10 protein-coding genes and 1 pseudogene are annotated in these 11880 nt (G+C 50.4%); 8 read left to right on the forward strand and 3 right to left on the reverse strand.

The genetic code is table 11. The features are described 5' to 3' along the window. Positions 1-80 precede the first annotated feature (80 nt). The 4 genes from B5F94_RS03745 to B5F94_RS03760 all read left to right on the forward strand — a co-directional run bounded on the left by B5F94_RS03745 (position 81) and on the right by B5F94_RS03760 (position 4840). Positions 81-1379, forward strand: a complete 1299-nt coding sequence (locus tag B5F94_RS03745) for a thiolase family protein (RefSeq protein ID WP_087327837.1) — start codon at positions 81-83, stop codon at positions 1377-1379. Positions 1380-1398: 19 nt separating this feature from the next. Continuing rightward, the gene (locus B5F94_RS03750; RefSeq protein WP_070103852.1) at positions 1399-2472 is read left to right on the forward strand and encodes a phosphopantetheine-binding protein; all 1074 of its coding nucleotides are present in this window, start codon (positions 1399-1401) and stop codon (positions 2470-2472) included. Positions 2473-2474: 2 nt separating this feature from the next. Further along, positions 2475-3485: a phosphate acyltransferase gene (locus B5F94_RS03755; RefSeq protein ID WP_087327840.1), complete on the forward strand. Its 1011-nt coding sequence runs from the start codon at positions 2475-2477 to the stop codon at positions 3483-3485. Positions 3486-3550: 65 nt separating this feature from the next. After that, the gene (locus B5F94_RS03760; RefSeq protein ID WP_087327843.1) at positions 3551-4840 is read left to right on the forward strand and encodes an MFS transporter; all 1290 of its coding nucleotides are present in this window, start codon (positions 3551-3553) and stop codon (positions 4838-4840) included. Between the two features lie 577 nt (positions 4841-5417). Here B5F94_RS03760 and B5F94_RS03765 read toward each other — a convergent pair. From B5F94_RS03765 to B5F94_RS16670, 3 genes and pseudogenes are all read right to left on the reverse strand, one after another. Next, a complete protein-coding gene (locus tag B5F94_RS03765) occupies positions 5418-5606 on the reverse strand; it encodes a hypothetical protein (protein ID WP_087327846.1) in 189 nt (62 codons plus the stop codon). Positions 5607-5660: 54 nt separating this feature from the next. Continuing rightward, positions 5661-6371 carry a ParB/RepB/Spo0J family partition protein gene (locus tag B5F94_RS03770; RefSeq protein WP_343212784.1) on the reverse strand — a complete coding sequence of 237 codons (711 nt, stop codon included), beginning with the start codon at positions 6369-6371 and terminating at the stop codon, positions 5661-5663. A 147-nt stretch (positions 6372-6518) separates the two neighbouring features. Further along, a pseudogene (locus B5F94_RS16670) lies at positions 6519-7295 on the reverse strand (AAA family ATPase); the annotation flags it as partial. Positions 7296-7583: 288 nt separating this feature from the next. Between B5F94_RS16670 and B5F94_RS03775 the strand changes: the two are divergent. The 4 genes from B5F94_RS03775 (at position 7584) to B5F94_RS03790 (ending at position 11576) form a co-directional block, all read left to right on the forward strand. Further along, positions 7584-8228 (forward strand): SprT-like domain-containing protein, encoded by a 645-nt coding sequence (locus B5F94_RS03775; RefSeq protein WP_087327849.1) that lies wholly within the window; start codon positions 7584-7586, stop codon positions 8226-8228. A gap of 403 nt (positions 8229-8631) precedes the next feature. Further along, a complete protein-coding gene (dcm, locus tag B5F94_RS03780) occupies positions 8632-10188 on the forward strand; it encodes a DNA (cytosine-5-)-methyltransferase (RefSeq protein WP_087327852.1) in 1557 nt (518 codons plus the stop codon). A 475-nt stretch (positions 10189-10663) separates the two neighbouring features. Next, positions 10664-11074: a hypothetical protein gene (locus B5F94_RS03785; RefSeq protein WP_087327854.1), complete on the forward strand. Its 411-nt coding sequence runs from the start codon at positions 10664-10666 to the stop codon at positions 11072-11074. 166 nt (positions 11075-11240) lie between these two features. After that, positions 11241-11576, forward strand: a complete 336-nt coding sequence (locus tag B5F94_RS03790) for a hypothetical protein (RefSeq protein ID WP_087327857.1) — start codon at positions 11241-11243, stop codon at positions 11574-11576. Positions 11577-11880 lie beyond the last annotated feature (304 nt).

The raw sequence follows: 11880 nt of genomic DNA on the forward strand, positions 1-11880 counted from the left end.
CCATGCGGCGATCCGACTTGCCGCATGGATCCATTAACTTCCAACCAATCAATTCTATCAGACAGGAGGCTAGAAACGAAATGAGTTTCAACGATAACGTCCCGAAACTGAAGCCCTATTCCAGAAGCGTATCCATCATCGGCGTGGGCGCCACTCCATTTGTGCGCGTCCTGGACGACCCCGCCGTAGACGGCCTGTGTGAACCGGAACTCTTTGGCTACGCCGCCCGGGACGCCATGAAGGACGCCGGGATCGACGGCAGCGACGTGGAGTTCTACATCCACGGTCAGGCCGGCCCCGGCTGGACCAGCAACTACGCCACCCCCAATATGCACGTCGCCAACTGGATCGGCATGAAGGCCAAGGGTTCCTACCACCACAGCGAAGCCTGCGCCACGGGCTATGTGGCTCTGGAGACCGCGGTGCAGTTAGTGGCCTCCGGGCAGTATGACATGGTGCTGAGCGGTTGCATCGAGATGCCCTACTCCATCGCCTATCCCACCCGCGTGCTCACCAAGCGCCGCTTCGGCACCGACGCCATCTTCCATGAGACGCTGTGCTCCACCCTGCCCCGGGATTATACCCTGTTCACCCGCGGCGCCCTTCCCTTCAACTCCGAGTCCTGGCTGGACTATTACGTCAAAGAGAACAATATCAGCCCCGAGGACGTGGACGCCTTTATGACGGCGCTGTCCATTCACAGCCGCCGGGCCGCCGCGCTGAATCCCCTGTCCGCCATCACCAGCAAAACCTATGACGAGCTGGCCGCCGAGGCGGGCATGGACTCCGCTTATGAGTACCTCCACTCCAAGTTCAACCCACTGATCGGCAAGTATATGCGGGGTGCTCACTTTGAGCAGCGATGCGACGGCGCTGCCGCCGTAATCGTCTGCCCGACGGAGAAGGCTTACCAGTACACAGACCATCCCATCGAGGTGCTGGGCGTGGGCCACTCCTGTCTGGAGAACAGCAACCCGAGGCTGGAGATGCAGGCCACCACGAACGCCTACCGCCAGATGAAAGAGCTGACCGGCCTGACCGGCGCGGATATGGATCTATTCCTGACCAACGATTTCTATAACCAGTCCCAGATGCTGGCCGCCGAGATCTGCGAGTATCTGCCCAAGGGAGAGGGCTGGCAGTATGTCCGGGATGGCCGTATCGCCTTTGACGGGGACCGCCCGGTGAACTCCAACGGCGGGCGCTGCCATTACGGCCACGCGGCGGGCGCCTCCGGTCTGCACGATCTCTACGAGGCCGTGCACCAGATGCGCGGCGACGCCGGGGCCACCCAGGTGAAGCACGAGGTGAAGCGCACCATGCTCCGCGGCTTCGGCGGCGCGCAGAACCTGCTGAATATCATGTTGGAGAAAAAGTGAGATGGGAGGAAACGCTGTCATGACAAAGTATGATTTGAAGCCCATCGTAAAGACCTTTTATGACGCACTGGAAGAGGGCACGATATTGGGCCGCAAATGCCTGCGGTGCGGACACATCGAGTTTCCCCCGTTCCTCTGCTGCAACGCCTGCGGCGGTCTGGACACCGAGTGGGTGGATCTGACCAATGTGCGGGGCGTGGTCAAGCAGGCCCTGCCCACCAAGGGTGCTTTCGGCGACCCTGATTTCCGCAATCAGCACGGCGACTACTTCGCCGTCGAAGTGGAGATCCCCGGCGCCGACCCCTTTAACACCAGCCTTCTGCATGTGGATTACGACAAATACGCGGAGTTCGACAAGGCGATCAGCGAAAAGCCCGTGGCGGTCAAGCCGCTGATCATCCAGGACGAGGATGTCAAGGTCGTGGTGTGGGAGATCGACGGGGAGAGCGAGTTCAAGAAGATCCCCGAGTTGAAGCCCGCGAAGAAGGCCGAGGAGTCCGCCCCCGCGGCGGTCCCAGTCCCAGCTGGACCCGCCGGCGCGGACGATGAGATCGCCCAGACCGTCATCAGCTGCGCGGCGGAGGCCTACGGCGTAGACAAAGCGGCCATCACCCTGGACACCGACATCCGCGAGGACCTCTCCAACGAGTCCATGAAGATGATCGTGATGATCTCCGAGATTGAGGAGCGGCTTCAGGTCACCATCGAGATCCAGGAGGCCAGCCTGCTCAACACCGTCGGCGAGTTCGTCGCCACGGTAAAGGAGCGGAAGGGCATCACTGTCGATCCTCAGCCCGCGGGGACGCCGAACGCACCCCAGGCCAAGGAAAGCGCCGCGAAACGCGCCGCCGCCCCCGTGGACGACCCGGTGGGCCAGACCGTTATCGAATGCGCGGCCGAGGCCTACGGCGTGGACAAGGAGACTATCTCTCTGGACACGGACATCCGTGAGGACCTCTCCAACGAGTCCATGAAGATGATCGTGATGATCTCTGAGATCGAGGAGAGGCTCCAGGTCACCATCGAGATCCAGGAGGCCAGCCTGCTGAATACCATCGGCGAGTTCGTCGCCAAGGTGAAAGAGAGGCTTTGAGCATGAGCTTTATTGATTCGATTTATGAAAAGGCGAAGGCCGATGTAAAAACCATAGCCATTCCTGAGTACGACAACGACTACATGATGAAGGCCGCTGTAAAGGCCCATCACGACGGGATCGCCAATATCCTCCTGGTGGGCCCCGCCGCCGAGGTACAGGCGCGGGCGGACGAGCTGGGCCTGGACATCGCCGGCATCCCCATTGCTGACCCGGGGGACGAGACCTTTGTCAGCGCCCTTCTGGATCGCTATGCCGCCCTGCCGGAGAAAGTGATGCCCAAGAGCTTCATTGCCAAACGGATCACCAGCCCCCTGTACCTGGCTCTGGTGATCGAGGCCGTGGGCGACGCGGACGGCACGCTGGCCGGGGTGAACGCCACCACCTATGAGTTCATCATGGCGGCCAACAGCACCATCGGCCTGAAGCCCGGAGTCCCCACCGCGTCCGGCATGCTGATCGTGGAGGCGGAGGACTTCGGCGGCCAGCAGGGTACCTGCTTCGGTATGTCCGACGGCGCGGTCTGCATTTCTCCTACGGTGGAGCAGCACGCCAGCATCGCCATTGCTTCCTGTGAGACGTTCCGCGCAATTACGGGCGTCGAACCCCGGTGCGCGTTCCTCTCCTACTCCACCGACGGCAGCGGCGGTTCCAGTGAACCTGTCAAGAAGATCCGCGATGCGCTGGCTTTGGCGCAAAAGCTGCGCCCGGATCTCAAGATCGACGGAGAATTCCAGACGGATGCCGCCATTGACGAACGCGTCGGGGCAAAGAAGGTGAAACGCCCCAGCGAGGTTGCCGGCAGGGCCAATGTGCTCATTTTCCCAGATGCGGCAGCCTGCAATATCGGCTCGAAGCTGGTGCTTCGCTTTGCGAAAGGCGTGAAGCAGTACGGGCCTCTATATCAGGGGTTCCGCCTTCCAATCTTGGATTGCTCCCGGAGCGATACTGATGTGACTCTCTACAACAACATTGCGCTGCTCAGTGTGCTTGCGGCGGATCAGCAATCGTAATAACGCAGTGTAGCGCCAATTTAGAAAGGACCGTCTGGATATCTTGACAAGGGAGGAACTTCACTATGGACAGCAAGCAGTTGACCAACAACCGCTTCGGCAAATGGGGCTGGAGCATGATCATCTACACACTCCTGCTCTACTATATTTACGCAGGACTCTGTGTAGACAGCATGAACCTTTACCCGGATGTGTTTGCGGGTATGTATGGAATGGACCGAAACCTGCTTCTGGGTTTGGCCACCCCTGCCGGTGTCATTGGTGTATTGGGCGGTGTGGTATTTGGCCACATCTGCATGAAAACAGGTGTCCGCCTGATGTCCGGCATATCATTGATTATCGCCGGTATCCTGTATATCATCTTTGGTTTTGCCAGCACCCCCGTTTTATATTTGATCGTACTCACTGCGCTGTGCTTTGTGGCCAACGCTTTCGGACTCATTTCTACCGCCACCCTGATGGGCAACTGGTTTCCCCGCAAGAAAGGCATTGCGCTGGGCTGGGCCACCATGGGCGCGCCTTTGGCCACAGCCACCTTTGTAGCCCTGTTGAGCACCCTGTACGGTGCCATCGGTCTGCCAATGACTTCTGCGGGCGTGGGTATCGTGGTGATGCTGATGGGAATCATCACCTTCTTCTGGGTAAAGGATTATCCGGAGGAGGTAGGAGTCTATCCCGATAACATCAAAGAAGGCGGCGAACAGCTGTCTGCTCAACTCAACGAGATGAAGTCCTACAAGAGCAGCTTCACTGTGGGACGTCTGCTGCGGGATAAGGATATGTGGCTCATTGCCGTCGGCTTTGGCCTCCTGTGGATGGTCACTGTAGGGATCGTGTCCCAGTTTGTGCCCCGGATGATCAGCGTGTGGGCTCCCGCTATGGGAGCTGAAGCGGCCCAAGGCAAGGCTATGCTCATGCTCACCGTAGCCGCGTTGATTGGGCTGGTCGGCTCCTATTTTTGGGGTTGGTTGGACCAGAAGGTGGGGACCAAGCCCGCTTCTTGTGTCTACTCCCTGTCTTATATCGCCGCCCTACTGTTGCTGATTTTTGCACAGGTGGAGATCCTCATCTATATTGCCGTTCTCTTTGTGGGCTTTGGCATCGGCGGCCTGCTGAATCTGATGCCTTCTCTGGTCATTTCCGTGTATGGCCGGCATGATTTTCAAGCTGCCAACAGTTTGGTATCTCCCATTGCCTCTCTGCTGCAAAAGGCTGCTTTCGCCTTGATGGCTGTTCTGCTCACAATTTCCAATGGTGACTACACACTGCCCTATGCTGTATTTATCGGGGTGGATGTGCTGGGATTGATCCTGCTGCTGTGTGTCACCAATCAATGTAAGGGCCGGCAGGATTGAATTGATTGACCAATCCTGTTCTCCTCTCTTAGCCCCCCGTATGCTCTTTATACGGGAGGGCACCCTTTTATCGAGCACAGCAGTTTCCGATTAACCAGAAAATCAATACCATGTGGTCTGGCCGGCAGCTCAGCATCCAATGCTATGATTAATACAAGAAAAATATAGCAATGAAAAGAGAAAAAATATATGGTGCTGCTGATATACGTGCATCCAAAACGCAGGTTGCTCTGCGAAAAAACATTATACGTCTGTTCCTTTCTTGAAATCCGATGTTTCTGTGAAACATCGGATTTCTGTTTTTGTCGAGTTTTGATGGTTCATGTCGAAAAATTGTGCAGCTGGGACGACACCACAGTGTGGCAGCCCTATATCGCCAAATACCCATGATCACCAGCCTCAGAGTTCCACCTAAGAGGTCTGAAGCTGGTAACCATGTGCAGGTTGGCCAGCGCAGACCCCACAGCCTTTTTGCCACGATCTCCAACCTCAGATCCTCCAAAATTCTGAGATTGGAGACTATACATATGAGCTATGACATAACTGAAAGTGGGAAGCGTATTCGCCAACTCTGCATTCAAAAAGGATGCACACAAGAAAAAATGCACGAACGCTGAATATTGACAGAAGTTTTTATGGCCGCATTGAATCTGGGAAAAAGGGTTGCTCTGTGGATCCCAAGACGCCGGGCCGCTGCCGCCCCGCCGATCTCGTCCGCCAGCTTCAATGCCTCTGCTCGCTCCTCCGCAGTGTACCTCTTTCCCATGTTGAGCCCTCCTCAGCTTTCTCTATTTTACCATCTTTCCTTGCGTTCCGGGACTCAACTTTTATGATAACACTCCATTTTGAATTGCTCCACCTGATTTGGCTTTTCCTCCTGCATGATGGACAGGATCACATCCGGGTTTAACTTGCCTTGCTCTGAAAAGCTCCGTATTTTGATGGCCTGGGCATGGGACGGAGTGCGGTCCTCGCCCTCCATAACCTCCAGCAAGGCGGTCTGCTCACTTTCTGGCAGATAGGACAGCTCCACGGCGGGGCGCAGGGCCATTTGCGGCTTGCCCGTTTCTTTCAGCACAGTATTGTCAACCATGCTCAAAATTAGGGGAATCAGGTTTATTAGGCGGATATAGCGGTGGATTTGCCTGGAACTATCGGGGGCTTCCGCGGCTAAATCGTTTCTGGAATTGATAGTAGCAGACTTTTGGCCCACTGGGCCAAAAGTTAAATCTGTGCATTCTCCCTGTCGCTTCATGGCATCCAGCTTCATTTTGTAGGCAAACGCTTTTTCTGATGGTAAGACCTGCTCCCGCTGAAGGTTGCTGTCCACCATGACGATGATGGCTTCATCGTCGGTCAGCTCCCGGACAATGCAGGGAACCGTGGGCAGGCCCACCAGCTCTGCAGCCAGCTTGCACCGGTGGCCGGACACCATTTGATAGCTGTTGTCCGGCATGGGCCGCACCAGCACCGGGGAGAGGATGCCCCGTTCCTTCACACTATCCACCAGCCGCTCCATCTCCTCGTCCATCCGCACTTTGAACGGGTGGGAGGGAAAGTCGCTGATCCCGGTGGTGGGCAAGTCGGTCACATAACTGCGCTGGGCGTTGTCCCGTTCTGCCTGGGTCGAAACCAAGTCATTATAAGCCTCGTCAGGCCCAGATCGATCACGGTTCCTTTGCTCAAGGGCAATCACCTCCTTCACCAGCGCGGTATACGCCACCGCCACTTTTCCCTTGCTGTCATGGGCAAAGATTCTCTTTCCCTCCACGCTGCACTCCGCCGCACGGACGGAAAAGGGGATCTCTGTGTTCAACACCCGAAGATAGCTCCCGGTCTGCCGCAGGGCACCAATGATGCTTTTAGCGTTATTGGTGCGGTTGTCCACCATGGTCAGCAGGATACCGTCGATCTTCAGCGCCAGATTGATTTGCCGCCGCACCTTTGCAACTGAGCCCATCAGTAGCTTCAAGCCCTTGGTGGACAGATAGTTTGCCTGGCATGGAATGAGCACCAGCCATGGCATTGATAGTCAGCATACCCAGCGAGGGCATACAGTCGATGAGAACATAGTCATAGCTCTGCTTGACTGCCTCTAGGTAGCCCAGCAGCACAAACTCCCGGCTCATGGTGTTCACAAGGCTCACCTCAAAGCTGGACAGGCCGATGTTGGATAGTACAAGATTGACACCCTCAATGTCCTTCAAGATACCTCGGTCCATCGGTGAAATCACCGCATTCTCCACAACGCTCTGCATCAGGTCAGAGATGGTCGTGTCCAAGTCATCCGGGTCCTTCACGCCCAGACTCACCGTAAGACTTCCCTGGGGTTCTGTGTCCACCAGCAGCACCTTTTTCCCCTGCTGTGCCAGTCCCACACCTAAATTGACCGTGGTGGTCGTCTTTCCACCCCGCCTTTCTGATTGGTGACAGCAATCACCTTGCACTTGTTCATGGATTTCTGCCTCCTTTCTCTGGATATACAATTTAATCCAGAAGAAAGATTCAAGAAAGAAGATAGAGTTTGGAACAGTAATGGGTTGGGGTGTATTTATAAGTTTGGTATTTTTGATGTTCTTTTTATTAAAGGGTTGTGAAAGTGCCTTTGCTGTTTGATTTTTAGGGATTTATAAAAAATAAACTAAAAATGAACAGAATAGGCATAAATAAATCTGTCCTCAACATAAACGGGGACAGTTGAACTTATTCTCTTTGAAGATGTTTTTTCAAGGAGGATTTTTTTATGCGTGTAAGTGAGATAACAGAATTTTTGGAACACGCCTACGGCGTGCTGAATGAGGTCTACTTTGAGAGCAGCCTTCCCCCTGTGGTTATCACGGTCCAGAGCAGCCCTAAGGCTTATGGTCACTATACTACTTGGGATGCGTGGCGTCAGGATGAAAAGGGATATAGGGAAATCAATCTGGGGGCAGAAAGTTTGAACAGACCCATTGAATTTACCATAGCCACCTTGATACATGAGATGGTACACCACTACTGTGCTATGGCTGGTATCAAGGACACCTCAAGGGGTGGGACCTACCATAACAAGAAATTCAAAGCAGAAGCAGAAAAGCGTGGCCTGGTGATTGGGTATGATAGTAGGATTGGTCACTCCCCTACCAGCCCCTCAGAGGGTCTTATCGCCTTTATAGAGGGCCAGGGGTGGACAGGTATTGACCTGAGTAGGACAGGCTGGTATGGTGTGTCTGGTGGTGCTGAGGGTGGTTCTGGTGGTGATCCTGATGGTGGAGCAGAGACAGGAAAGAAAAAAAGTAATGTCAGGAAATACCTGTGTCCCTCTTGCGGGTGCAGCGTGAGAGCCACCAAGGAAGTACATATTGGGTGCCTGGACTGCGACTGCCCTATGGAGCTGGTGGAGAAGTGAATTTTGATATTATGGACGATTAAGCAGCCGGAGACCACCAACGGGTGGTCTCCGGTGTCTTTAGATGCTCAAAATCGTAAAAAATTGTTTTTGACAGGAAGGAAAAGTACAGACAGAGCAAGGAATTAAAACCCTTGCCAGACCTGAGAAATCAGGATGCTGCTGTTTTCCTTGTCCTGTAAGGGTTTTTGAGTGGTATGTCTAAAAATGAGATCTGGAGCTGGATTTTCAGGAGGATGGCTGCCTTTCCCTTACCCACCTTTTGTTCTTTTGACCTACTCAAAATATGGGGGGTGGGAGTGACACACTTTTTGTTCTTTTGTTTGAAAGTGTATATTCAAGATTGCCACTATCTCAGTCTTGGGTTATACTGGTAGAAAAAGAACAAAAGGTGGGCTGATGTGTGGGAGAGAACAAAAGATACAAAAAGAGTGAGAAGTACAAGGGCGTCTATCAGAGGAAAGATGGAACCTGGTTTTATAGAATCAAAATAACCCTTGGAGTTGGGGAAAAGCCTACATATATCCAGCAAGGTGGTTTTGACTCTGAAGAAGTAGCACATCGCAGCAGATTACTCAGATTAAATATAGAGTTGTACTCAGCAGATAAATGGAATGGGACTGCCAAATCAACAGCCATTGATAATACCTTTTCTACGGTGTTCAGCAGTTTTTTAGCAGACTGTGAGAGCAGCAGTTCCCAAAAGAAGTATCAGGCGTTATATAATGCTCACTTAAAAAGATGGAGTAGTAAGGATATTGCAGATATTCAAGATGGAGATATTGACATTCTCCTGCTTGGCCTGTCCCTGAAAGGGTATTCAGAAAGTTACATTTCCTCTACCAGAAAACTTGTGAAGAAGTTTTTTCAGTACGCACATCATATAGGAAAGTGTAATGGTGGGATTGCCCAAACTCTTTCTTCAAAGAACTACCAACTAAGAGTGCTGACACTTTTTAGCGGGATAGGCGCACCTGAGCAAGCACTGAAAAATATTGAGCAAAAAAGAGGAATTACTTTTCCATCAGTGGGATATTGTGAGGAGAATAATAGAACCTCGTTGGCCTACTCTTTGCTCCACAATATCAATATGGATAATGACCTTGTTGATGTTATGGAGATGGATAGAGAAGCTTGCAAGCACAATTTATCGGGTTATGACTTAATGATTTTTGGTTCACCTTGCCAGGATGTCAGTAATGCGGGAGAGCGTGCTGGCCTTTTGGAAGAAGGGAAATCTCACCCAAGTTACATTGACCTTCTCTATGATAGGGTAGATGGGCTGACCCGTAGTGGACTTTTTTATAGAGCCTTGCAGATAGCTTTATGGACACAGCCAAAATTTTTGATATTTGAGAATGTGGCGCAATTTTTGAAGTACGACTTTGAAATCGTCTCTCAGAAGATAGAGGAAGTAGGTTATAAACTCTATTATAGAACATACAACAGCAGGAATTTCAATGTTCCTCAGAATCGTTCTCGGGTGTTTTTTGTGATGATCAGGAAAGATATTCCCATCACCTTTGATTTTCCAGACCCACCCATCAACAAGGACACAGCCCCTATTGACATTATAAAAGCAGAAGATTGGTATGAGAAAAATGTATCGGACGAATATTATCTTACAGAAAAACAGGTGCTTAAAGCAAAAGAGCGTATAGCAAATAAAAAGAGTTATATTCCAAATTTCAGGAGAACTTACATTTCCTGTTTAACCACAAATGCAGGAAAAAATGATCCTTATGTACGTCAGACCTTGGTTGAAGATGAAAAGGGTGTGCGTTATCTGAGCAGTGAAGAACTGATGCGTTTTCAAGGTTTTCCTATGGAGTATGGAACCCTACTCAGAGAAAATGGATTTACTAATGAGGAAGTAGGAAAGTTGGTAGGCAACTCCATTACTGTTCCTGTCATTCAAGCCATTTTGGAAAAGCTGATTGATACTATTATTGAAGGATAGTTCAGCACACTTTTTGTTCTTTTGAAGATGTATATTCAAAATATCCCCCCACCATCATTGTATCAGCCCCGCCGGTGAACCGGCGGGGCTTTTCGTATCCCCTCTACTCTATCAATTGGAGGTTTTATACACACTGTGCTGGATTTTATACAAACAGGCAGGAGTTTTATAAAACATGAAGAAAATGTAGATTTTATAATAGTTTTTTTGATATTATCAATTTTATGCTATCAAAATAATACATTTTTGCAATGTTACAATTATGTTACAACGCTTTTATGGGTCTTGCTTTCACAAAAACAATGCGTTAGTATTCATTCACGCTAAAGCGAAATAATTTTGGGCATAAAAAGAAGTTTAGCGACAGTTAAAATTATATTATAACAGCAGGACAGGTGTTTTACAGGATGGTTCGATTCCTCCTACTGCTTTTGCCCCTTGTGGGTAAACCAAATATTTTAAGGAGGAAACTGATATGGTAAATAATGAGATTTTTGAAGTTGAGAATGAGGAAGAGATTGAGGTGCTGGGTAAGTGTCCTATCTGTGGTAAGGTTTGTACTAAGGAAAATGATAATGAATTTACTCATGTTTATTTCTCTGAAACAGAAGACTATGAGTATGTGTGTGAAGATTGTAAAAAAATAGTTGGTTTTGTGATTTTTGTGCAGAGTGCTATCCATGTATCAGACCTTCTAATGAGTTTGTTAGCCTGTGGGTATCAGAAGATGAAACTGTATGGATTTGCAAAGACATTGCTGATTCGTCTTATGAACAGTGTAGTAAGTGTGGTTGGTATTGTTATGAAGGTGTACTTTCAGAAGATGGCCTATGCCCTGACTGTGAATACGACAGGATTGAAGAAGAAAGAATTTGATAGAAAATAGTTTTACGCTTGTCTGAACATAAATAAATTACCTCAACGTGCAAAACTGGTAGAGCAGAATGGTTACATAGGTGGTTCGATTCCCCTACTGCTCATATCCACTTGTGGTAAGTGTTTTTTCCTGCTACTTGTGGATGAAAAATAATTTTTAGAAATGAGGGATTTTTATGTTAGGTGCAATCGTGCATAATAAGAAGTTTGAAGATGGTGAGCAGATAGACTGCTTTAAGGTGACAGCATCTCTCCCCTTTGCGGGTGGCGTGTCTACCTTTGGAAAAGCAGAGGTGGTGGAGTTTCCCCGTATAGACTGGGGAGAAGGTGCAATTCTCTTTAAGTTCAGAGGGCTTGAGTTTCAGATTTCGTTGGATGAATTTGAGCCTGTTGGGGTGGATGAGCTTCAGGATTGGTGTATTGAGGATTTTGACGCTGCAGACATTGATTGGCTGCATGGGGTGATAGTCTTTACATACACCACCACCCACCAGCTCCCCAAAGCGGGTTGATGGATGGCGGGGTAGACACCGGCGCTGCCGGTGTCTACCGATAAGGGTTTTTGGTGGTTTGGGTAGTTTGGGAAGTTGATCCTGCTCCCTTCCCCCAAAACCCTTGCCACTACTGAGAAAAAGGGCAATTACCCATTTGGGAGACTGCCTTCCCAAAGAAAACCTACACCAGATAAGGATTTTGAGCCATTTGGGAAGTTGGGAGACAGAATTTGAAAACTTTTTTATAAAAAATTATAATGGGGTATCGCCCCGTTATCTAAAAAATAAATTTACATTTTTAATTTTGAAAAAGTTATGAAAT

The organism is Flavonifractor sp. An4, from assembly GCF_002161755.1.
Taxonomy (GTDB): domain Bacteria; phylum Bacillota; class Clostridia; order Oscillospirales; family Oscillospiraceae; genus Flavonifractor; species Flavonifractor avicola.

Coding starts and splice junctions, on each gene's coding strand:
- B5F94_RS03760 (WP_087327843.1), top strand. CDS start 3,551: ATGGACAGCAAGCAGTTGACCAACAACCGCTTCGGCAAATGGGGCTGG.
- B5F94_RS03775 (WP_087327849.1), top strand. CDS start 7,584: ATGCGTGTAAGTGAGATAACAGAATTTTTGGAACACGCCTACGGCGTG.
- B5F94_RS03785 (WP_087327854.1), top strand. CDS start 10,664: ATGGTAAATAATGAGATTTTTGAAGTTGAGAATGAGGAAGAGATTGAG.
- B5F94_RS03755 (WP_087327840.1), top strand. CDS start 2,475: ATGAGCTTTATTGATTCGATTTATGAAAAGGCGAAGGCCGATGTAAAA.
- B5F94_RS03770 (WP_343212784.1), bottom strand. CDS start 6,371: ATGGACGAGGAGATGGAGCGGCTGGTGGATAGTGTGAAGGAACGGGGC.
- B5F94_RS03790 (WP_087327857.1), top strand. CDS start 11,241: ATGTTAGGTGCAATCGTGCATAATAAGAAGTTTGAAGATGGTGAGCAG.
- B5F94_RS03745 (WP_087327837.1), top strand. CDS start 81: ATGAGTTTCAACGATAACGTCCCGAAACTGAAGCCCTATTCCAGAAGC.
- B5F94_RS03765 (WP_087327846.1), bottom strand. CDS start 5,606: ATGGGAAAGAGGTACACTGCGGAGGAGCGAGCAGAGGCATTGAAGCTG.
- B5F94_RS03750 (WP_070103852.1), top strand. CDS start 1,399: ATGACAAAGTATGATTTGAAGCCCATCGTAAAGACCTTTTATGACGCA.